21 protein-coding genes are annotated in these 21,641 nt (G+C 72.1%); 4 read left to right on the plus strand and 17 right to left on the minus strand.

The window, feature by feature from the left end:
* Positions 1-429, plus strand: coding sequence for a hypothetical protein (locus tag ACWDCZ_RS02630; RefSeq protein ID WP_049649428.1), 429 nt, complete (start codon positions 1-3; stop codon positions 427-429).
* Between the two features lie 67 nt (positions 430-496).
* Here ACWDCZ_RS02630 and ACWDCZ_RS02635 read toward each other — a convergent pair whose 3' ends face one another.
* The 8 genes from ACWDCZ_RS02635 to sodN form a co-directional block, all read right to left on the minus strand.
* Positions 497-1,564 (minus strand): SigB/SigF/SigG family RNA polymerase sigma factor, encoded by a 1,068-nt coding sequence (locus tag ACWDCZ_RS02635; RefSeq protein WP_449815048.1) that lies wholly within the window; start codon positions 1,562-1,564, stop codon positions 497-499.
* 180 nt (positions 1,565-1,744) lie between these two features.
* Positions 1,745-2,155: an ATP-binding protein gene (locus tag ACWDCZ_RS02640; protein ID WP_049649429.1), complete on the minus strand. Its 411-nt coding sequence runs from the start codon at positions 2,153-2,155 to the stop codon at positions 1,745-1,747.
* A 188-nt stretch (positions 2,156-2,343) separates the two neighbouring features.
* Entirely contained in the window at positions 2,344-2,820 is a 477-nt protein-coding gene (locus tag ACWDCZ_RS02645) for a GNAT family N-acetyltransferase (protein WP_049649430.1), read from the minus strand.
* Positions 2,821-2,830: 10 nt separating this feature from the next.
* Complete coding sequence (locus ACWDCZ_RS02650; protein ID WP_049649431.1) at positions 2,831-3,214, minus strand: nuclear transport factor 2 family protein; 384 nt, start codon at positions 3,212-3,214, stop codon at positions 2,831-2,833.
* A gap of 90 nt (positions 3,215-3,304) precedes the next feature.
* A complete protein-coding gene (locus tag ACWDCZ_RS02655; RefSeq protein WP_449815049.1) occupies positions 3,305-4,297 on the minus strand; it encodes an ABC transporter substrate-binding protein in 993 nt (330 codons plus the stop codon).
* Between the two features lie 17 nt (positions 4,298-4,314).
* Positions 4,315-5,118, minus strand: coding sequence for an ABC transporter ATP-binding protein (locus tag ACWDCZ_RS02660; protein ID WP_449815050.1), 804 nt, complete (start codon positions 5,116-5,118; stop codon positions 4,315-4,317).
* Positions 5,115-6,194 (minus strand): FecCD family ABC transporter permease, encoded by a 1,080-nt coding sequence (locus ACWDCZ_RS02665; protein ID WP_449815051.1) that lies wholly within the window; start codon positions 6,192-6,194, stop codon positions 5,115-5,117. The genes ACWDCZ_RS02660 and ACWDCZ_RS02665 overlap by 4 nt, the downstream gene beginning before the upstream one ends.
* A gap of 329 nt (positions 6,195-6,523) precedes the next feature.
* Positions 6,524-6,919 carry a superoxide dismutase, Ni gene (gene sodN / locus ACWDCZ_RS02670; protein ID WP_049649434.1) on the minus strand — a complete coding sequence of 132 codons (396 nt, stop codon included), beginning with the start codon at positions 6,917-6,919 and terminating at the stop codon, positions 6,524-6,526.
* Positions 6,920-7,194: 275 nt separating this feature from the next.
* Between sodN and sodX the strand changes: the two genes are divergently transcribed.
* Positions 7,195-7,557: a nickel-type superoxide dismutase maturation protease gene (sodX, locus tag ACWDCZ_RS02675; RefSeq protein ID WP_079271923.1), complete on the plus strand. Its 363-nt coding sequence runs from the start codon at positions 7,195-7,197 to the stop codon at positions 7,555-7,557.
* 7 nt (positions 7,558-7,564) lie between these two features.
* Here the strand turns inward: sodX and ACWDCZ_RS02680 are convergent, their stop codons facing one another.
* The 5 genes from ACWDCZ_RS02680 to ACWDCZ_RS02700 all read right to left on the minus strand — a co-directional run bounded on the left by ACWDCZ_RS02680 (position 7,565) and on the right by ACWDCZ_RS02700 (position 12,340).
* Complete coding sequence (locus tag ACWDCZ_RS02680; protein WP_049649436.1) at positions 7,565-8,146, minus strand: CGNR zinc finger domain-containing protein; 582 nt, start codon at positions 8,144-8,146, stop codon at positions 7,565-7,567.
* A 112-nt stretch (positions 8,147-8,258) separates the two neighbouring features.
* On the minus strand, positions 8,259-9,062 hold the full coding sequence (locus ACWDCZ_RS02685) for an amino acid ABC transporter ATP-binding protein (RefSeq protein WP_449815053.1): 804 nt from the start codon (positions 9,060-9,062) through the stop codon (positions 8,259-8,261).
* A complete protein-coding gene (locus ACWDCZ_RS02690; protein WP_049649438.1) occupies positions 9,059-10,033 on the minus strand; it encodes an amino acid ABC transporter permease in 975 nt (324 codons plus the stop codon). The genes ACWDCZ_RS02685 and ACWDCZ_RS02690 overlap by 4 nt, the downstream gene beginning before the upstream one ends.
* Before the next feature lie 37 nt (positions 10,034-10,070).
* Positions 10,071-10,997, minus strand: coding sequence for an ABC transporter substrate-binding protein (locus ACWDCZ_RS02695; protein WP_063780035.1), 927 nt, complete (start codon positions 10,995-10,997; stop codon positions 10,071-10,073).
* Positions 10,998-11,416: 419 nt separating this feature from the next.
* Positions 11,417-12,340 carry an ABC transporter substrate-binding protein gene (locus tag ACWDCZ_RS02700; protein ID WP_074001423.1) on the minus strand — a complete coding sequence of 308 codons (924 nt, stop codon included), beginning with the start codon at positions 12,338-12,340 and terminating at the stop codon, positions 11,417-11,419.
* A gap of 583 nt (positions 12,341-12,923) precedes the next feature.
* On the opposite strand from ACWDCZ_RS02700, the gene ACWDCZ_RS02705 reads away from it, so the two are divergent.
* Positions 12,924-14,120: an NAD(P)-dependent malic enzyme gene (locus ACWDCZ_RS02705; protein ID WP_049649441.1), complete on the plus strand. Its 1,197-nt coding sequence runs from the start codon at positions 12,924-12,926 to the stop codon at positions 14,118-14,120.
* Positions 14,121-14,269: 149 nt separating this feature from the next.
* Complete coding sequence (locus ACWDCZ_RS02710) at positions 14,270-15,232, plus strand: zinc-binding dehydrogenase (protein ID WP_049649442.1); 963 nt, start codon at positions 14,270-14,272, stop codon at positions 15,230-15,232.
* Between the two features lie 109 nt (positions 15,233-15,341).
* Here the strand turns inward: ACWDCZ_RS02710 and ACWDCZ_RS02715 are convergent, their stop codons facing one another.
* The 4 genes from ACWDCZ_RS02715 to ACWDCZ_RS02730 all read right to left on the minus strand — a co-directional run bounded on the left by ACWDCZ_RS02715 (position 15,342) and on the right by ACWDCZ_RS02730 (position 21,623).
* Entirely contained in the window at positions 15,342-16,376 is a 1,035-nt protein-coding gene (locus tag ACWDCZ_RS02715; protein WP_049649443.1) for a PadR family transcriptional regulator, read from the minus strand.
* A 1-nt stretch (position 16,377) separates the two neighbouring features.
* Positions 16,378-17,286: a DUF4097 family beta strand repeat-containing protein gene (locus tag ACWDCZ_RS02720; RefSeq protein ID WP_074001425.1), complete on the minus strand. Its 909-nt coding sequence runs from the start codon at positions 17,284-17,286 to the stop codon at positions 16,378-16,380.
* A gap of 252 nt (positions 17,287-17,538) precedes the next feature.
* Positions 17,539-17,718, minus strand: coding sequence for a DUF6104 family protein (locus ACWDCZ_RS02725; protein ID WP_049649445.1), 180 nt, complete (start codon positions 17,716-17,718; stop codon positions 17,539-17,541).
* A 152-nt stretch (positions 17,719-17,870) separates the two neighbouring features.
* Positions 17,871-21,623: a multifunctional oxoglutarate decarboxylase/oxoglutarate dehydrogenase thiamine pyrophosphate-binding subunit/dihydrolipoyllysine-residue succinyltransferase subunit gene (locus ACWDCZ_RS02730; RefSeq protein ID WP_449815054.1), complete on the minus strand. Its 3,753-nt coding sequence runs from the start codon at positions 21,621-21,623 to the stop codon at positions 17,871-17,873.
* Positions 21,624-21,641 lie beyond the last annotated feature (18 nt).

Raw genomic sequence — 21,641 nt, forward strand, 5'->3', positions numbered from 1 at the left:
GTGACCGCAGAAACCTCCGCACCCGTACCCTCGGCCGGATCCGGCCGCCCGGCCTCCCTGACCCTGGGCGCCGCCATCACGGCCCTGGCGGGCGCCGCGCTGGCCGTCGTCGGCGTCTGGGACATGGTGGCCGCGCTGTCCGGCCAGTCCAAGCAGCTGGCCCTGAACGAGTTCGGCGGAGCGGTCATCGTGCTGCTCGGGGTGCTGCCGGTGCTGGCCGCCCGCGCCCTGCTCAAGGAGCGCCGCTGGGGCCGCAGTCCGGCGGTGCTGACCAACTCGATCTGCCTGCCGGTCGGCTACTACATGGCCGAGAGCGGCGGCGCGATGATCGCGGTCGGCGTGCTGGTCGGGGCGCTCGGCCTGGTGGGCATCGGCTGCCTGCTGAACCCGAAGTCGACGGCGGCCCTGTACGCCCCGTCCGAGGACTAGGGGTACAGGGCCGCCGGGGGCCTGAGGCCGGGGGCTTGAAGCCGGGGGGACTGAAGGAGCGTCAGTCCTACTCCTCCACCAGGAGCTTCTCCCGCAGCTGGGCCAACGTCCGGGCGAGCAGCCGGGACACGTGCATCTGGGAGATCCCCACCTCGGCGGCGATCTGCGACTGGGTCATGTTCCGGAAGAACCGCAGCACCAGGATCTTCTGCTCCCGGGGCGGCAGTTGGGCCAGAAGCGGCTTGAGCGACTCGCGGTACTCGACGCCCTCCAGCGCCTCGTCGGTCGCGCCCAGGGTGTCCGCGACGGCCGGCGACTCGTCGTCGCTGTCCGGCACGTCCAGGGACAGCGTGGAGTACGCGTTGGCGGACTCCAGGCCCTCCAGGACGTCCTCCTCGGAGATCCCCAGGTGCTCGGCCAGCTCGTGCACCGTGGGGGAGCGGCCGTGCCGCTGGGAGAGCTCGCTGGTCGCCGTGGTGAGCGACAGCCGCAGCTCCTGGAGGCGGCGCGGGACGCGCACCGCCCAGCCCTTGTCGCGGAAGTGCCGCTTGATCTCCCCGACGATGGTCGGCGTCGCGTAGGTGGAGAACTCGACCCCGCGCTCGTGGTCGAAGCGGTCCACCGACTTGATCAGGCCGATGGTGGCGACCTGGGTCAGGTCGTCCAGCGGCTCGCCCCGGTTGCGGAAGCGCCGGGCCAGGTGCTCGACCAGCGGGATGTGCATCCGCACCAGCTGGTTGCGCAGCTCGACCCGCTCCGGGGAGCCCTCGGGCAGTGCGGACAGCCGGACGAACAGCGCGCGGGCGGCCTCCCGGTCCGGGGCGCCGGTGCGGTGCGAGCCCTGGGCGGGCAGGGCGACGTGCGGCTCGACCTCGGCCGTCGGCTCGGCCTCGACCGCGGGGTCGGCCTCGACCGCCGGTTCCGCCCCGACGGCCGGGGCCGTCTCGTCCACCGGGTCCGGCGGGGGCGCGGAGGCAGGCGTCGGCTCGGACGTCGGCTCGGTGGGGTGGCTCATCCGCTGGGCGTCCTTCGGGTGCGCTTCGTCGTTGGCGGCGAGGCCGGGAACGCTCGCCTGGGTCGGTACGGCAGGTCCCGCCGTCGCGAGGCCGGTACGGTCCAGATCACTCACGGCCATTCCCCCGTTCCGTTCCGGGAGCACCGGGGCCGGTGGCCCCGGAATCGTCTCGTTGGTCGTACCGCGTGGGCGGCGGTACCGGGAGCCGTCCGTCGGTCCCCTGAGCGGGGGAGCGGCGGACGGCCCTTGCGCGGGTGCTGCTCGGTGCTGCTCGGTCGTGCGGTGCGGTCCGGCGCCCGACTAGTGGGAGGGGGACCCGCCGCGCTTCTTGTGCAGGCTGATCGTCACGGTCCTGTCCTCGGCGACCGAGGAGTCGACCTCGCCGGCCAGGGCGGAGAGCACCGTCCAGGCGAAGGTGTCCCGTTCGGGAGCCTTGCCGTCGGTGGTCGGGGCGGAGACGGTGACCTTCAACGAGTCGCCGACCAGCCGGAACTCGCAGGACAGTACGGAGCCGGGCACCGCCTGCTGGAGCAGGATGGCGCAGGCCTCGTCGACCGCGATCCGCAGGTCCTCGATCTCGTCGAGCGTGAAGTCCAACCGGGCCGCCAACCCGGCCGTCGCTGTTCGCAGGACGGAGAGGTAGGCCCCGGCTGCGGGCAGCCGGACCTCCACGAAGTCCTGAACGCCGAGATCGCCGTCGATCTGGGACACCCTTGCCTCCTGGGTGGCGCGCTGTGCTTTCTTGGTACCCCGCTTGTTACCGCTTGCTACCCCCGAAGGGGGCCCGGCGCCGCGGATCCGCCATCGCTCTGCCTTCCGCACCCCGGTTCGGGAGTTACTCATGGTAAGGCATTGCGACGCAGGGTGGCAGACCCTTTCCCCGGACTCCCGGGAGCCGTTCAGCGCTGCCCGGCGGCGGCCAGCGCCCCGTCGGAGAGCCGGTACACCGTCCACTCGTCCATCGGCACCGCGCCGATCGACTTGTAGAAGTCGATCGAGGGCTGGTTCCAGTCCAGGACCGACCACTCGACCCGGGAGTAGCCGCGCTCGACGGCGATCCGGGCGAGTTCCAGCAGCAGCGCCTTGCCGTGGCCGCCGCCGCGCGCCTCCGGGCGGACGTACAGGTCCTCCAGGTAGATCCCGTGGGTGCCGCGCCAGGTCGAGAAGTTGCGGAACCAGACCGCGAAGCCGACCGGTTCACCGGTGGCGTCGTCCTCGGCGATCAGCCCGAACAGGGCCGGGTTCTCGCCGAACAGGGCCTCGTGCAGCTGCTCCTCGGTGGCCTTCGCCTCGTGCAGGGCCTTCTCGTACTCCGCGAGTTCGCGGATCATGGCGTGGACGACGGGGACGTCGGTGGCGACGGCGGTGCGGATCATGTCCGTGAGCCTACTGCTCGGGACCGGTCTCGTCCCAGGCCTGGAGGGAGGTCTGGTCGATGATCCGGCCGTCCCGCAGACCGGCCATCGAGGACATCAGCACCCGGACGCCGTCCGGGTACCGGCAGGACTCCAGGAAGGCGACGTGGTCGCCCTGGACGACCACCTGTTCCAGTGTGTGGGTCATCTCGCGGCCGTAGACGTCGTCCAGCATGGCGCCGATCTCCTCCCGCCCGTGCATCACCAGGGGGTGGCTGGGCTGGGTCTTGCGGTCGACCATGCGCAGTTCGGCGTCCTCCGCGTAGAGCGCCAGGAGGGCCTCGGCGTCGCGGCGTTCGATGCCCTCGCGCAGTGCGCGGGTGTCGAAGGCGGCGGGGGCCGTCGTGGTGGTCATGATCTCGCTCCTCCGGTCGGGTTCCGTCGGCTCGTACCTTGAGCGTACGCCCGCGGCCGCCCGGACCCGGAGGAGCGGGATCCGGGCCGGTCAGGGGGCCGGCACGGTGCGCAGGTAGGCGGCCAGCGCGCTGATCGCGGCCGGGTTGCGCGGGCTCTCCACCAGGTCGACGTAGTCCATGACGAAGATCCGGCCGTTCCTGACCGCGGCGACGTCGGCCAGCGGCGGGAAGGACATCAGGAACTTCCGCTTCTCCTCGGCCTTCGGCGTCGCGTAGTCGTTGATCACGATCACCTCGGGGTCGCGCCGCACCACGCTCTCCCAGCCGGCCGTGACCCAACTGTCGGCGAGGTCGCCCATGATGTTGGTCCCGCCCGCCTTGGCGATGATCTCGTTGGCGGCGGCGAACTTCCCGGCGGTGTACGGCTTGTCCTGCCCGCTGTCGTACAGGAAGACGGAGGGGCGGCGCTCGGCCGGCGGGACGGCGGCGATCCGCGCCTTGAAGTCCGCGATCAGCTGGTCGGAGCGGTCCTTGACGTCGAAGATCTCGCCGAGGTTGGCCAGGTCGGTGTAGAGCGCCTCCAGCGGGTCCATCACGCCGCGCTCGGTGCCCTTGCCGCTGCGGCAGGACTCGCTGAGCACGTACGAGTCGACGCCGAGCGCCTTGAAGGCCTGCGGGGTGACGCCGCTGCCCTCGTCGAAGCCGTAGTGCCAGCCGGCGAAGACCAGGTCGGCCTTGGCGTCCAGCGCGATCTCCTTGGTGAGGATCTTCTTGGAGAGCCAGGTGGTCTGCTGGTAGCCGTCCTTCCAGGCGACCTGGTCGATCTTCCCCTTGTCGTCGGGCATCACGTAGCCGGCCATCCGGTCGGCGAGGCCGAGCGAGAGCATCAGTTCGGTGATGTTGACGTCGTTGGTCACCACCCGGGCGGGCTTCTGCGCGAAGGTGAGCTTCTCCCCGCAGTTGTCCACCGTCACGGGGTAGTGGGCGGAGGCGGTGGCGGCCTCCTTCGGGGCGATCTCGGCGCCGCAGCCGACGAGTCCGAGGGCGAGCAGGGCGGTGGCGGCAACGGCCTTGGTGCGCACGGGAGTTCCTTGGGGGGTCAGGGGAGGCGGTCGAAGAGCAGCTGGAGGGCGCCGGTCTCCGGGTGGCGCACCGGGGTGCCCCGGACGCCGAACACCTCGGCCAGCAGGGCGGGTCGGAGCACCTCGTCGGGCGGCCCGGAGGCGACGATCCGGCCGTCCCGCAGGACGTACAGCAGGTCGCAGTGGCCCGCCGCCAGGTTGAGGTCGTGCAGCGCGGTGAGCACCGTCGGACCGGCCTCGCGGGCGAGCGCCAGCACCTCCAACTGGTGCGCGATGTCGAGGTGGTTGGTGGGTTCGTCGAGCACCAGCAGGCGCGGCTCCTGGAGCAGCGCGCGGGCGAACAGCACCCGCTGCTTCTCGCCCCCGGACAGGCTCAGGAAGCCCCGCTCGGCGAGGTGCCCGGCCCGGACCTTGCGCAGCGCCTCGGCGCAGCGCCGCTCGTCCCCGTCGACTTGGACGCCGAAGCCGCGGCGGTGCGGCAGCCGGCCCATGGCGACCACCTCGGCGACGGTGAAGTCGAACTCGGCGGAGTGCTCCTGGGTCAGCGCGGCCACCCGGCGGGCGCTCTCGCGGGCGGTGAGGGCGTGCAGGTCGTCGCCGGCCAGCCGGACCACGCCGCCGGCCGGCTTCAGCACCCGGTAGACGCAGCGCAGCAGGGTCGACTTGCCGCTGCCGTTGGGGCCGATCAGCCCGACCACCTGCCCGGCGGCGGCCGCCAGGCTCACCTCGTGGACCAGCCGGGTGCCGGCCAGCTCCACCGAGACGCCGTCGACGGCGAGGTCCTGGGCGTGCGCCGGGGTCGGGTCGGTCGTCGCGGTCACCGGGCACCTCCGAAGGCCTGGCCGCGGCGGCGCATCATCACCAGGAAGGCGGGCACGCCGAGCACCGCGGTGAACACCCCGACGGGCAGTTCGGCGGGCGCCAGCAGGGTGCGCGAGGCGATGTCCACCCAGACCAGCAGCAGCGCCCCGGCGAGCGGCGCGACCACCAGCACCCGGCGGTGCCCGGCGCCGACCAGCATCCGCGCCAGGTGCGGCATCAGCAGCCCGACGAAGCCGATCGCCCCGCTGACCGCGACCACGGTGCCGGTGACGGCGGCGGTCACCACGAACAGCTCGCGGCGCAGCCGGTCCGGGGCCACGCCGAGCGAGGCGGAGGTCTCGTCGCCCATCGCGAGCGCGTCCAGCCGCCCGGCGGTGCAGGCCAGGTAGGCGAGCCCGGCCAGCACGGTGACGGCGGCGATCGGCACCTTGCCCCAGGTGGCGCCGCCGAGGCTGCCGAGCAGCCACATCATGACGTCCCGGGCGGCCTCGCCGCGGTCGGCGGCGAAGACCATCAGGGTGGTGGCGGCGGAGAAGCCGTAGGACAGCGCGGTGCCGGTGAGCACCAGCCGCAGCGGGGTGAGCCCGTACGCGGTGCGGGCCGCGACGTAGACCAGGGTCATGGCGGCCAGCGCGGAGCCGAAGGCGGAGGCGGAGATCGCCCACACCCCGAGCGAGGCGAAGGCGCCGAACAGCATCACGGCATTGGCGCCGACGGCCGCGCCGGAGGAGATGCCGAGCACGAAGGGGTCCGCCAGCGCGTTGCGCACCAGGGCCTGGACGGCGACCCCGCAGGCGGCCAGCCCGGCGCCGACCACGGCGGCCAGCACGGTGCGCGGCAGCCGGATCTCCCAGACGATCGCGTACGCGGCCGCCTCGTCCGCGTCCAGCCGGCCGCCCGTCAGCCCGGCGCCCAGGAGCCGCAGCACCCGGGGCAGGCCGAGCCCGGAGGAGCCGAGGGCGACCCCGCAGACCAGGGAGAGCAGCAGGGCGGCGGCGAGTCCGGCGGCGAGCGGGACGACGGGTATTCGGCGGGCGGGCGGGCCGACTGCACGGTTGACGGGTGCGCGGTTCACGGGTGCGCCTTGCCTCGGGCCGGGAGCGCGCCGGGGCGGGCGCGGGCCGGGGGCGTGCCGGGGCGCCGTTCCCCTCGCAGTCCGCGGCGAGTTGTCGGGAGGTCGGCGGCCGAGGGCGATCGGGCTGGCGCGGCCGTACGGGCGGGTACGGGCCGTGCTCACCGTTGCGGGTCAGCGCCGGATTCGCACCGGACTTCCCCCTCGGACGCCCTGGCAGCATAACAGCCACTCAGGGCAGGCAACCCTTACCGGGCCGGGTCGGACGTGAACGCACGACCGCCCCCGTCCGGCGGTGCGGACGGGGGCGGTCGGGTGGCGACGCGTCAGGCTCAGGCCTGCTTGGTCTCCCAGAAGATCTTGTCGACCTGGGCGATCAGGTCGAGCAGGGCCTGGCCGGTGGCCGGGTCCGTGGACGCCTTGGCGGCCGAGGCGGCCTTCAGGGTGTCGTTGATCAGCTGGTGCAGCTGCGGGTACTTCTCGAAGTGCGGGGCCTTGAAGTAGTCGCTCCACAGCACCGAGATGTGGTGCTTGACGGCCTCGGCGCGCTGCTCCTTGATGATGACGGCGCGGGCGCGGAAGTGCGGGTCCTCGTTGGCCTGGTACTTCTCCTGGGTGGCCTTGACCGACTCGGCCTCCAGCTTGGCCTGCGCGGGGTCGTAGACGCCGCAGGGCAGGTCGCAGTGGGCGTGGACGGTGGCGCGCGGTGCAAACAGACGAGAGAACATGGGAGTCCTTCCTTAGATCGTCTTCCCGCGCCCGAGATTACCCTTCCGCCCTCCCGGTTTCGCGATCGGGCGGTGGGCCTAGGGCGAAAGACGGACCGGGAACCGGCGCAATCCGGACATCGGACGGACGGCGGTCCGTACGGCAGACTGGGGGCGCGAGCGGGGCGGGAGGAGGAGTCGTGGCGCGGAGCACGCGAGCGGAGGGCGCCGGGGCGGGGGAGCGCGGCCCGGGCGGCGCGCTGCCGTTCGGGCTGGTCGACGTGGCGGGGCCGTCGATGGTCCCGACCCTGCGCGAGGGCGACCGGCTGCTGGTCCGCTACGGCGCGCCGATCCGGCCCGGCGCGGTGGTGGTCTTCCGGCACCCCTTCCAGCAGGACCTGCTGGTGGTGAAGCGGGCCGCCGAGCGCCGGGCCACGGGCTGGTGGCTGCTCTCCGACAACCGCCCGGTGGACAGCGACAGCCGCAGCTACGGCGCCGTCCCGGACGAGCTGGTGCTCGGCCGGGTGCTGCTGCGGCTGCGCCCGAGCCCGGTCTGGCTGGCGCCGGGGCGCCGGCTGGAGCGGCTGCTGCTCACCCCGCGGCTGGCCCGGGTGCCGGGCCTGGCCCGCCGGCTCGGCGCCTGGGTGGAGGACGTCTAGCGGGCCGCTACGCCCGGGCCGCCGCCTCCGCCTCCAGGCGCTTGCGGGCCCGGTAGGCGGCCACGTTGGCGCGGGTCGCGCAGCGGTCCGAGCAGTAGCGGCGGGAGCGGTTGGTCGAGGTGTCCAGGTAGGCGTTGCGGCAGGGCGCGGCCTGGCAGATGCCGAGCCGGTCGGCGCCCAGCTCGGTGAGGTGGACGGCCAGGCCCATGCAGGCGACCGCGCTGAAGTGGGCGGTGGCGGTGGGGGAGTTGTCGGCCAGGTGCAGGTGCCAGCGCGGCCGCCCGGCGTCGTCCAGGTAGTCGTGCCCGGAGATCAGCGGGCTGACCGGGTACTCCATCAGCAGGCTGTTCAGCAGGTCGACGCCGCGGATCTCGTCCCCGCCGGCGGCGGCCTCGAAGACCCCGCGCAGCCGGGTCCGCACCGCCCGCAGCCGGGGCACGTCGGACTCGTCGGCGAGCGAGCGGGCCCGCGAGGAGTCGGAGAAGAGACCGCGCACCGCCTCCACGGAGGTCAGCGAGTCGGTGCCGCGCTCGGGCTCCTCGGTGTTCACCAGCCGGACGGCGAGATCGGCGTAGGCGGCGAGCTCCACAGGGGTCCTTCCAGGGGGTCGGTAACGGGCTGACTGCCTCCAGCCTATTACCTGGGCGGGCAAAACGACGGCGCCCGGCAGGAGTGACCTGCCGGGCGCCGGGCGTACGGGCTCAGAGCACCTTGGACAGGAAGGCCCTGGTGCGCTCGTGCTGCGGGTCGGTGAGCACCTCGCGGGGGTTGCCGGACTCGACCACCACCCCGCCGTCCATGAACACCAGCGCGTCGCCGACCTCGCGGGCGAAGCCCATCTCGTGGGTGACGACCACCATGGTCATGCCCTCCTCGGCGAGGCCGCGCATGACGTCGAGGACGTCGCCGACCAGCTCCGGGTCGAGCGCGGAGGTCGGCTCGTCGAAGAGCATCAGCTTGGGCTTCATGGCCAGCGCGCGGGCGATCGCCACGCGCTGCTGCTGGCCGCCGGAGAGCTGCGAGGGGTAGTTCTTCGCCTTGTCGGCGAGGCCGACCCGCTCCAGCAGGGCCATCCCGCGCTCGCGGGCGTCGGCCCGGCTCTCGCCCTTGACCTGGACCGGCGCCTCCATGACGTTCTCGACGGCGGTCATGTGCGGGAACAGGTTGAAGCGCTGGAAGACCATGCCGATGTCGCGCCGCTTGAGGGCGACCTCGCGGTCCCTGAGCTCGTGCAGCCGGTCGCCCTTCTGCCGGTAGCCGACCAGCTCGCCGTCCACCCAGAGGCGGCCGCCGTTGATCTTCTCCAGGTGGTTGATGCACCGCAGGAAGGTCGACTTGCCGGAGCCGGACGGGCCGATGAGGCAGAACACCTCGCCCTGCCTGACCTCCAGGTCGATGCCCTTGAGCACCTCGACCAGGCCGTACGACTTGTGCACGTTCTCGGCGCGGACCATGGGCTCACCGGACGCGGCGCCGCCGGCGGGGGACTTGGTCAGATCGGTCATACGTGACCACCTCCCTCGAGCCCCGGGACGACGTCGGCGGTCGTCCTGGGGGCGGGCTTCCCGGCGAACAGCCTCCGCAGCCGCTGCAGCGGGGTGGGCGGGAGGGTGCGGTTGGAACCTCGGGCGTAGTGGCGCTCGATGTAGTACTGGCCGATGGTCAGCACCGAGGTGAAGAACAGGTACCAGAGGCTGACCACGATCAGCAGCGGGATGTTCTGGTAGTTCCGGGAGTAGATGACCTGGCCGGCCCGGAAGATCTCCTCCAGGGAGATCACGGAGACCAGCGAGGTGGTCTTGAGCATCGAGATGGTCTCGTTGCCGGTCGGCGGGATGATCACCCGCATGGCCTGCGGCAGGACGATCCGGCGCATGGTCTGGAACCGGCTCATGCCGAGCGCGTGCGCGGCCTCGGTCTGGCCCTCGTCCACCGACTGGATGCCGCCGCGGACGATCTCCGCCATGTAGGCGGCCTCGTTGAGGCCGAGGCCCAGCAGCGCGGCGACGAAGGTCGGGATCAGCACGTTGGTCTGCTCGGACCAGAACTCCGGCCCCCACGGGACGCCGATCGACAGCTTGGCCCAGATCAGGCCGAGGAAGTTCCAGAACACCAGCTGCACCAGCACCGGGGTGCCGCGGAAGATCCAGATGTAGACCCACGCGACGCCGGCCAGCAGCGGGTTCGGGGACAGGCGCATCACCGCGAGGACGATGCCGCCGACCACACCCATGAGCATGGCGAGCACGGTCAGTTCCAGCGTCACCAGCAGGCCGTGCATGATGCTGTCGTGGAACAGGTACTGACCGACGATGTCCCACTTGAAAGCGGGGTTGGTGAAGAGGGCGCTCACCAGCATCGCCGCGAGTACGGCGATGACGACGGCGCCGGCCCAGCGTCCGGGGTGGCGGACGGGGACGGCCTTGATGGTCTCGGGCCGGCCCTGCTCCGCCGTCCCCTTGTCCAAAGAGTTCACGGTGTGGCCTCGGGGGAGAAGATGGAGCGGACGAGGGTCAGCTGACGGCGCCGTTGACGGTCGAGGTGGTGATGGCGCCGGACTCGACCCCCCACTTGGCGAGGATCTGCTTGTAGGTGCCGTCGTCGATCAGCGACTGGACGGCCCCCTGGACGGCCGGGGTGAGCTTGGAGCCCTTGGCCAGCGCGACGCCGTAGGGGGCCACGCCGTAGGTCTCGCCGACCTTCTCCAGCTGGCCGCCGGACTGCTTGATCGCGTAGTCGACGACCTGGGAGTCGGCCATCATCGCCTGGTCGCGCCCGGAGACCACGGCGTTGGTGACGTCCGTCTGGAGGTCGAACTTGTCGCCGCCGTTCTGGACGCCCGGCTTGCCGGCCTTGGCGCAGTCCGGGTCGCGGGTGTCCTTGATCTCGTCGGCCTGGGTGGTGCCGGTCTGGACGGCGACCTTCTTGCCGCAGAGGTCCTTCGGGTCGATCTTCTCCGGGTTGCCCTTCTTCACCGCGACGGCGCTGCCGGAGTTGAAGTAGGTGACCATGTCGACGATCTGCTCGCGCTCCTTGTTGTCCGTGAAGGACGACATGCCGAGCTGGAACTTGTTCGACTGGATGCCGGGGATGATCGCGGTGAAGCCGGAGTCCTGGACCTCGGCCTTCAGCCCGAGCTTGGCCGCGATGGCGTTGGCCAGGTCGACGTCCATGCCGATGACCTTGCCGCTGTCGTCCTTGAACTCGTCCGGCGCGTACGAGGCATCGGCGCCGACCAGGAGCTTGCCGGCGGCCTTGACGTCGTCCGGGACGAGCCCGGCCAGCTTGGGGTCGGCCTTGACCTCGTTGACGGTCGCGGAGGCGTTGGGGGCGCCGCTGCTCTCGCTCTTGCTGCTGCTGCAACCGGTCAGCACCAGGGAGACCGAGGCGGCGACCACACCGGCTGCGAAGAGCCGGCTGCGCTGGGTACGGGTGGTCATGAGGGGGATCTCCATCCTGGGGGAGAGAGGTCGGGCGGAGCGCGCCGCGGGAGCGGCGCACCGGAACGGCGAGCCGCGCGGCTCGGTACGGGTGCGTGTCGCCGTACGTCGTCGTACGTGCAGGCCGGGTCGTGCAGTTGCCCGGGCGCGGGGGAGCCGTCCGGGGTTGTACGAGGTACTGCTTCCGCCACCCTCCGCCGAGGTGGACGTTGACCGGACGGCCTCGACCAGTGGCCGGCTCGATCCGAGATGGGGGGAATCCTGCCATCTGATGACAGTCAGGTGGCCCTCATCCAGATCAAAATCGGATAACGAGGGGTCGCGCTGTCCGCTATTCGGACTTATTCCGCGCCCCTGTCACTCTGCGCATAAGTATGCAGATCGGTCCGTGCCGTCCCCGGAGGCCCGCCGCCCCCGCCTCAGATGCCCCCGTTGACCACCGCGTTCTGCGCCGCGCCGGCGCCGACGTTCCACTTGGCCAGGATCTTGTCGTACTCGCCGCTGCGGATCAGCTGGTCGATCGCCCCGGCCAGCACGTCCCGCAGCGGCCCGTCGTCCTTGCGCACCGCGATCCCGTACGGGTTGGAGGTGGACTGCCCGCCGGTCACCTCGAAGCGGGCGCCGCCGTCGGTGGTCTTCGCCGCGTAGGCGGCCACCGGGTAGTCGTTCAGGCCGGCCGCGGCGGCGCCGGAGGCGACCTCGGCCAGCGCCTTGGTGTCGGTGTCCAGCTTGTGCGGGGTCAGCGGGCGGCCGGCCCGGGTGCAGACGCCGACCTGGCGGGTGACGATCTCGTCCTGGGTGGTGCCCTGCTGGAACGCGACGGTCTTGCCGCACAGGTCGTCCAGGCCCCTGATCCCCTTGGGGTTGCCCTTCGGGACGACGATCGAGGTGCCCGCGATGAAGTAGTCCACGAAGTCCACGCCCGGGCCGGTCGGCTTGCCGGTCTCGTCCACCGCGTCCCGGCGCCGGCGGGTGTCGCTGAGCGCGGACATCGCCACGTCGTACTGCTTGGCCTGGAGGTTCGGCACCAGCTTGTCGAAGGGGGTGTCGACGAACTCGACCCGCACGTCGAGGATCCGGCCCAGGGCGGCGGCGAGGTCCGGGTCGAGGCCGGTCGGCTTGCCGTCCGGGCCGCGGAACTCCACCGGGGCGTAGTTGACGTCCATGCCGACCCGCAGCGCGCCGGCCGACCGCTGGGCCTTCGGCAGCTTGCCGCGGAGGTCCTTGACCGGGTCGCCCGGGGCGGCCTGCCCGCCGCCGCAGCCGGTCAGCAGGAGGGCTCCGGCGGCGGCCAGGGCGGCGCCGGCCGGGACCGGACGGAGGGCGTGGCGGACGTGCGGCATGAGGGCGGCTCCTGAGGGAGGGAGGTGGGGCCGCCACGGTGTCGCACGGGTGTACGCGAAATGGCGGACAAGCGATCCTGCCATCCCGCCCTGCCGGGCCCGGCGGCGGGTGTGTCAGAATTCGGTACCGGGTGACCCCCGAACGCTCGAACCAGGCCGACGAGCCCCGACAGGCTCGGGGTGCCCGGGAACGGAAGTCCTCACGCGGCTCCGTATCCGGGGCACCGGATCCCCTTCGGCCTGTGTTCACTCCTGCGGGTGCGCGTGCGCTCATGCCGTTGCCGCCGCCGGAGCCCGGCGCTTCCGACGCCGGGCCCCTGTGACGCGACAGCGCGGCGATGAACCGTACGTGACGAGGACGAAAAGGCATAGGTGCGATGCCTTCCTCCGACCTACGCTCGGCCCGGAAGCACAACGCGGACAACACAGACCCCATACAACCCTCATCCGAGGGCGCCGCCCGACGGCAGCGCCCCGACCCCGACCCCGGGTCCGCTTCGGCGTACCCGGTTTCCGGTTTCCGGACGGGTCGCCCTGCCCGTCGGCCGCGCGTCCTCGCCAGATCAATGACGAAGAGGTCATCGTGGCAGCGGAGATCATTCACAGCAGCACCCAGGACACCGAGGATCCGGTCGACGCGGTCTTCGCGCTCCACCGCGGCGGGAAGATGGAGATCCGGGCGACCGTCCCGGTGCGCGACGCGGACGACCTGTCCCTCGCCTACACCCCCGGTGTCGCCCGGGTCTGCACGGCCATCGCCGAGCAGCCGGAGCTGGTCAACGACTACACCTGGAAGTCCAACACCGTCGCGGTGGTCACCGACGGCACCGCGGTGCTGGGCCTCGGCGACATCGGCCCGCAGGCCTCGCTGCCCGTGATGGAGGGCAAGGCCATCCTGTTCAAGCAGTTCGGCGGCGTGGACGCGGTGCCGATCGCGCTCGACTGCACCGGGGTCGACGAGATCGTCGAGACCGTGGTCCGGCTGGCCCCCTCCTTCGGCGGCGTCAACCTGGAGGACATCTCCGCGCCCCGCTGCTTCGAGATCGAGCGCCGGCTCCAGGAGGCCCTGGACATCCCGGTCTTCCACGACGACCAGCACGGCACCGCGATCGTCACCACCGCGGCCCTGTGGAACGCGGCCAAGGTGACGGGCCGTGAGATCGGCTCGCTGCGGGCCGTCATCTCCGGCGCCGGCGCGGCCGGCATCGCCATCGCCAAGATGCTGGTCGCGGCCGGCATCGGCGACGTGGCCGTCTGCGACCGCAAGGGCGTGGTGTACGAGGGCCGCGGCGACCTCACCGACGTCAAGGCCGAGATCGCCGGGCGGACCAACCGCACCGGCCTCAAGGGCTCGCTGGCCGACGCGATGGCCGGCGCCGACGTGTTCATCGGCGTCTCCGGCGGCACCGTGCCGGAGGAGGTCGTGGCGACCATGGCCGAGGGCGCGTTCGTCTTCGCGATGGCCAACCCCAACCCGGAGATCCACCCGGAGGTCGCCCACAAGTACGCCGCCGTGGTGGCCACCGGCCGCAGCGACTTCCCGAACCAGATCAACAACGTGCTGGCCTTCCCGGGCATCTTCGCGGGCGCCCTCCAGGTTCGCGCCTCCCGGATCACCGAGGGCATGAAGCTGGCCGCCGCCAAGGCGCTGGCCGGCGTCGTGGCCGACGAGCTGACGCCGCAGAAGGTCATCCCCTCGCCGTTCGACGAGCGGGTCGCGCCGGCGGTCACCAAGGCCGTCGCCGAGGCCGCCCGGGCGGAGGGCGTCGCCCGGATCTGACGAGGTGATCGGGGGAGCGCGCCCGCCACGGCGGCCGCTCCCCCGCGTCCCCCCGAGCGCCCGGAGGCGAGCGGGGGAGCAGCAGCCGGGACACGCGTCACACCTGCGCGTGGTTCCCGGCCCCGGCCGTCGCGGCTATCGTCCGGGGCATGTTCGCTGCCTACGCCGCACGTACCGACGCCGCCGACCCGCTGAGCGGGCTGGAGCTGGGCGACCTCCCCGAGCCGCAGGCCCGCCCCGGGTGGAGCGTGGTCACCGTCCGGGCCGCCAGCCTCAACCACCACGACCTGTGGTCGCTGCGCGGGGTCGGCCTGCCCGCCGAGCGGCTGCCGATGATCCTCGGCTGCGACGCCGCCGGTGTCGACGAGCACGGCAACGAGGTGGTCCTGCACTCGGTGATCGGCCAGAGCGGCCACGGGGTCGGCCCGGACGAGCCGCGGTCCATCCTGACCGAGCGCTACCAGGGCACCTTCGCCCAGCGGGTCGCGGTGCCCACCTGGAACCTGCTGCCCAAGCCCGCCGGGCTGAGCTTCGAGCAGGCCGCCTGCCTGCCCACCGCCTGGCTGACGGCCTACCGGATGCTGTTCACCAACGCCGGGGTCAAGCCCGGGGACACCGTCCTGGTGCAGGGGGCGGGCGGCGGCGTGGCGACCGCGCTGATCGTCCTCGGCAAGGCGGCCGGCCTGCGGGTCTGGGTCACCGGTCGGGACGAGGCCAAGCGCGCCCGGGCGGTGGAGCTCGGCGCCGACGCGGCCTTCGAGAGCGGCGCCCGGCTGCCCGAGCGGGTGGACGCGGTGCTGGAGACGGTCGGCGCCGCGACCTGGTCGCACTCGGTGAAGTCGCTGCGCCCGGGCGGCACCATCGTCATCTCGGGGGCCACCTCCGGCACCAACCCGAGCTCCGTCGAGCTGAACCGGATCTTCTTCCTGGAGCTCAGGGTGGTCGGCTCGACCATGGGCACCAAGGAGGAGCTGGCCGGGCTGCTCGCGTTCTGCGCCAACACCGGCGTCCGGCCGGTGATCGACTCGGTGCTGCCGCTGGCCGAGGCCCGGGACGGCTTCGCCCGGCTCGCCGAGGGCGACGTCTTCGGGAAGATCGTCCTCACTCCCTGACGGCACCCCGCTCCTGACGGAGCCCCACCCCCTGGCGCCTGCCCGCGGGCGTGCGGCGGCCCGGTGCCTCCCGTGACGGGGGCACCGGGCCGCAGGAGCCGTTCCGGGCTCAGCCGAGCAGCCGCTTCAGCCGCTCGCCCGCGGCGCCCAGCACCGTACGGGCCTCGGCCAGCGTGTCCGCGTTCACCCCGCCGTCCCGGGCCGCGTCGCGGACCTGGTCGCGGAAGCGGTCGAGCAGCCGCTCCAGCTCGCGGGCCGGGTCCCCGGCCGGGTCGGTGGCGGCCCACGGAGGCAGGTCGGCCGGGGTGTCGGAGCCGTCCTTGTCCAGGTCGATCCTGGTCACGGTGACCCGCTCGGCGGGCTCGGCGGGCGGCTCCTCCGCGCCGTGGCCCCAGCGGGCCGCGTCGGCCAGGCCGGCCAGGCCCTTGGTCAGCTCGGACAGGCCCTCGGCCAGCCCGGTCGGCCAGTCGCCCTTCGCGGCGTGCTCGCGCACCTGCTGCTCGACCCGGCGCTTGATCCGCAGCGCCTCCTGCTGGGCCGCGGTGCGCGAGGCCTTGGCCTGCTCGCGCAGCCGTCGGGCCTCCGCCTCGGCGGCCTTCGCCTTGGCCTTGGCGGCCTTCTCCTGCTCCCGGGCGCGCTTGGCCTGCTCCTTGGCCTGCTGCTTGAACTGGGCGAACTCCTCCTTGGCGCGCTGCCAGGACTCGTTGTCGCCCCAGGGCCCGGCCCACGGGTCGCCGGGCTCGGTGCGCTCCGGCCCGGGCGCCTGCCGGGCGGCGTTCCACAGCTCCTCGCGCAGGTCCTTGGCGCTGTCCCGGACGTCCTCGCGGATCGCCCCGGCGAGCTGCGCCACGGAGTCCCGGATCTCCACCTCCAGCTCGTCCAACTCGACCTGCCGGGCTTCGAGTTCGGCGCGCCCGGCGTCGGTCAGCCGGTACACCTTGCGGCCGCCCTCGGTGCTGTGGGCGACCAGGCCCTCCTGCTCCAGCTTGGCCAGCCGCGGGTAGACCGTCCCGGCCGAGGGGGCGTACAGGCCCTGGAACCGCTCCTCCAGGAGCCGGATCACCTCGTAGCCGTGGCGCGGGGCCTCGTCCAGCAGCTTCAGCAGGTAGAGGCGGAGCCGGCCGTGGCCGAACACAGGGGTCATCTCAGGCCTCCTTGGTGAGGTTCGGGGTGCCCGGGCCGGCCGGGAGCTCCTTGACCACGACCGGGCCGTCCTCCTCCGCCTCGGGGCGGCGCAGCACGGTGACCGCGCCGGAGACGGTGGTGACGTGGAGGCTGCCGCGGCCCTCGCCGAGGCGGCCGGAGATCTTCTTGGCACCCCAGGTGCTGCTCATCTGGAGCTCTTCGAAGGTGCTGGAGACGTCGCCGCTGGTGGAGCCGGCCTCGACGGTGGCGTCGGCCAGCGAGGGGATCCGGATCACGACGGCGCCGCTGACGGTGTTGACCTTGACGTCGGTCTCGCCGGCCACGTCGAGGTCCAGGGTGACGGCGCCGGTGACGGTGTTGGCCTGGACCCGGTCGGCGGTGCCGGCGATCACGGTGAGCTGCCCGGAGACGGTGTTGACCTTGAGCCGGCCGCCGACCGCGTGGGCGTCCACGTCACCGGTGACGGTGCCGGCCTCGATCTGGCCGGTGACCCCGGCGAGGGTGGTGTCGCCGTTGGCGCTCTGCACCGAGACGTGCCCGCTGACGCCGCTGACGGTGGTGTCGGCCGACACGGTGCCGACCTTGACCTCGACCTCGGTCGGGACGGTCACCGTCACGGCGGCGATCCGCTTGCGCTTGAAGGAGCCGAAGAGGTCCTTCACCGAGCCGACCGACTTGAGCCGGTCGCCGAACTCGCCCCAGCTGTGGATGTCCTTGTAGGTGACCGTCAGGACGCCGTCCACCAGGGTCACGTGCAGGGGCTCGCCGGCCAGCTCGGTGACCTCCAGGCGGGTCGGGCCGTCGGCCGCCACCACGTTCACCGTGCCCTCGATGGTCCGCACGTGCAGCGCGCGCACCGGCTCGTCGAAGGTGATCCTCTCGGTGCCCTCGACCGTCCACTGGCTCATGTCCGTCGCCTCCCGTTGTCGATCGCGATGTATCGCGTTCTCTTCTAAAGACGATATATCGCGTGCTGGCAGAGTCAAGCGCCCCGACCCCCGAACCCGACCCCGATCCGTCCCCGACCCGTCCCCGAGGCCTCCCCTACGAGGCCCCCGGGGTTCCGCATTCCTCCGCACCCTCCGCACCCTTCCGTACCCGGACACGCGTGAGGCCCGGGAGGCGGTTGCCTCCCGGGCCTCACGGCGGCCGTCACCGGGTCACTCGTCGTCCTCGTCGTCGAGCCGCGCCAGCCAGGTGGCCAGCCGCTCGACCGGGACCTCGAAGTCCGGGTTGAGGTCGACGAAGGTGCGCAGCTGCTCGGCCAGCCACCCCAGGGTGACCTCCTCCTCGCCGCGCCGGTTCTCCAGCTCCTCGATGCCTCGGTCGGTGAAGTACACGGTTCGCTCCGGTCCGGTGGGGATTGACCTGGTCAGGATAGTCCGGGCCGGTCGGCCGTCGTACCGGTGGTGGCCCGGCGAACGCCCGCGGCCCCGCCCTCCCGGTGGGGAGGACGGGGCCGCGGGTGTGGAGAGCGTCGGGCTTCGGCTCGTCAGAGCGCGAAGACCTCCTCGACCAGCGCCTGCTGCTCGGCGGCGTGCCGCTTGGCCGAGCCGACCGCCGGGGACGAGGCGGCGGTACGGGCGACGCGGCGCAGACGGGCGTCGCCGCCGGTGCGGCCGATGACGACCTGGAGGTGGTCGACCAGGTTCATCGCGATGAACGGCCAGGCACCCTGGTTGGCCGGCTCCTCCTGCGCCCAGACGAACTGGACGTTGTCGCCGTAGCGGGCCAGCTCCTCCTGGAGCTCGGCCACCGGCAGCGGGTAGAGCCGCTCGACCCGGACGATCGCGGTGTCGGTGACGCCGCGCTCGGCGCGGGCCGCCGCCAGGTCGTAGTAGAACTTGCCGGCGGTGATGACCACCTTGCGGACCTGCGCCGGGTCGACGGTGGAGTCGCCGATGACCGGGCGGAAGGAGCCGGACAGGAACTCCTCCGCCGCACTCGCCGCGGCCTTCAGACGCAGCATCGACTTCGGGGTGAAGACGACCAGCGGCTTGTGGTGCGGGTTGTGCGCCTGCCAGCGCAGCAGGTGGAAGTAGTTCGACGGCAGGGTCGGCATCGCGACCGTCATGTTGTCCTGCGCGCACATCTGCAGGAAACGCTCCGGACGGGCGGACGAGTGGTCCGGTCCCTGGCCCTCGTAGCCGTGCGGCAGCAGCAGGGTGACGCCGGAGTGCTGGCCCCACTTCTGCTCGGCGGAGGCGATGTACTCGTCCACCATGGTCTGCGCGCCGTTGACGAAGTCGCCGAACTGCGCCTCCCACATGACCAGCGCGTTCGGGCGGGTCAGCGAGTAGCCGTACTCGAAGCCCATGGCCGCGTACTCCGACAGCAGGCTGTCGTAGACGGTGTAGCGGGCCTGGTCCTCGGTGAGGTACTGCAGCGGGGTGTAGTCCTCGCCGGTCTTGCGGTCGATCAGGACGGCGTGCCGCTGGCCGAAGGTGCCGCGGCGGCTGTCCTGGCCGGCCAGGCGGACCGGGTGGCCCTCCATCAGCAGCGAGCCGATGGCGAGGGTCTCGCCCATCGCCCAGTCGATGGTGTTGTCCTCGACCGAGGCGGCGCGGCGCTGCAGCTGCGGCAGCAGGCGCGGGTGGACGGTCAGCCAGTCCGGGTGGTTGACCTGCGAGGCGGCGATCCGCTTGACCATCTCCTGGGAGATGCCGGTCTGGATGCTGACCGGGAAGTCGGCCTGCGGCTTGCCGGCGGTGGCGTCGGCCGGCGCCTGGGCCGCGTCGCGGACCTCGGCGAAGACCTTCTCCAGCTGGCCCTGGAAGTCCTGGAGCGCCTGCTCCGCCTCTTCCATGGTGATGTCGCCGCGACCGATCAGGCCCTCGGTGTACAGCTTGCGCACCGAGCGCTTCTTGTCGATCAGGTCGTACATCAGCGGCTGGGTGAACGACGGGTTGTCGGCCTCGTTGTGACCGCGGCGGCGGTAGCAGATGAGGTCGATCACCACGTCCTTGTGGAACGCCTGGCGGAACTCGAAGGCGAGCCGCGCGACGCGGACCACGGCCTCCGGGTCGTCGCCGTTCACGTGGAAGATCGGGGCCTCGATCATGCGGGCCACGTCGGTGCAGTACATCGAGGAGCGCGAGGACGCCGGGGCGGCGGTGAAGCCGACCTGGTTGTTCACCACGACGTGCACGGTGCCGCCGGTGCGGTAGCCGCGCAGCTGCGACATGTTCAGGGTCTCCGCGACGACGCCCTGGCCGGCGAAGGCCGCGTCGCCGTGGACCTGGATCGGCAGCACCGGGAAGGTGGTGCCGCCCTGGTCCAGGATGTCCTGCTTGGCGCGGGCGATGCCCTCGACTACCGGGTCGACCGTCTCCAGGTGGGAGGGGTTCGCGGCGAGCGAGACCTTGATGGTCTCGCCGTCCAGGCCGGTGAAGGTGCCCTCGGAGCCCAGGTGGTACTTGACGTCGCCGGAGCCGTGCATCGACTTCGGGTCGAGGTTGCCCTCGAACTCGCCGAAGATCTTGCCGTACGGCTTGCCGACGATGTTGGCCAGCACGTTCAGGCGGCCGCGGTGGGCCATGCCGATGACGGCCTCGTCGAGGCGGTGCTCGGCGGCGGAGTCGATGGTCGCGTCCAGCAGCGCGATCAGCGACTCACCGCCCTCCAGCGAGAAGCGCTTCTGGCCGACGTACTTGGTCTGCAGGAAGGTCTCGAAGGCCTCGGCCGAGTTCAGGCGGCGGAGGATCCGCAGCTGCTCCTCGCGCTCGGGCTTCGCGTACGGCTTCTCCAGGCGCTCCTGCAGCCACTTGCGCTGCTTCGGGTCCTGGATGTGCATGTACTCGATGCCGACGGTGCGGCAGTACGTGTTGCGCAGCAGGCCGAGGATGTCGCGGAGCTTCATCATCTTCTGGCCGCCGAAGCCGCCGACCGCGAACTCGCGCTCCAGGTCCCACAGGGTGAGGCCGTGGGTGGTGACGTCCAGGTCGGGGTGCTTGCGCTGCTTGTACTCCAGCGGGTCGGTGTCGGCCATGAGGTGGCCGCGGACCCGGTAGGAGTGGATCAGCTCCATGACGCGCGCGGTCTTGTTGACCTCGTCGTCGTGGGTGGTGGCGACGTCGGTGGCCCAGCGGACCGGCTCGTACGGGATCCGCAGCGACTCGAAGATCTCGTCGTAGAAGCCCTTCTCGCCGAGCAGCAGGCGGTGGATCTCGCGCAGGAACTCGCCGGACGCCGCGCCCTGGATGACGCGGTGGTCGTAGGTCGAGGTCAGCGTCATGATCTTGGAGACGCCCAGGCGGGACAGGGTCTCCGGGGCGGAGCCCTGGAACTCGGCCGGGTACTCCATGGCGCCGACGCCGACGATGGTGCCCTGGTTCTGCATCAGGCGCGGCACGGAGTGCACGGTGCCGATGCCGCCGGGGTTGGTCAGCGAGACCGTGACGCCGGTGAAGTCGTCCATGGTCAGCTTGTTGGCGCGGGCCCGGCGGACGATGTCCTCGTAGGCCTGCCAGAAGCCGAAGAAGTCGAGCGTCTCGGCCTTCTTGATGGCCGCGACGACCAGCTGGCGGTCGCCGTTCGGCTTGACCAGGTCGATGGCCAGGCCGAGGTTGACGTGCTCCGGCTTGACCAGGAAGGCCTTGCCGTTCTCCACCTTGTAGCTGTAGTTCATGCCCGGGGCGGCCTTGATGGCCTGGACCAGGGCGTAGCCGATCAGGTGGGTGAAGGAGACCTTGCCGCCGCGGGCGCGCTGCAGGTGGTTGTTGATGACGATGCGGTTGTCGATCAACAGCTTCGCCGGCACGGCGCGGACCGAGGTCGCGGTCGGCACCTCCAGCGAGGCGTCCATGTTGGTGGCGACGGCCTTGGCCGGGCCGCGGAGCTGGATCAGCTCGGGGCCGGCGGCGGCAGCGGGCTCGGCCGGCGCCGGGGCGGCGGCCTTGGGGGCCGGGGGCGCGGCGGGCGCGGCGGCGAGCGGAGCCGGGGCGGCGGCCGGAGCCGGAGCGGCCGGAGCCGGAGCGGCGGCGGGCGCGGCCGGAGCAGCGGCTGCGACGGCGGGCGCGGGGGCAGCGGCAGGGGTCGGCGCGGGGCCGGCCTGGGTCGCGGCCTGGGTCACTGGGGTCACCTCGGTACCGGGCTTGTAGTCGGCGAAAAAGTCCCACCAGGCTCGGTCGACCGAGTTCGGGTCCTGGAGGTACTGCTGGTAGATCTCGTCGACGAGCCACTCATTGGGGCCGAAGCCAGTGGAGCTTGCCGAGCTGTTGGGGGTTTCAGGGGACTGTGGCGACACGGCGGCAACCGCCCTCTT

The sequence above is a fragment of the Kitasatospora sp. NPDC001225 genome (assembly GCF_053597855.1).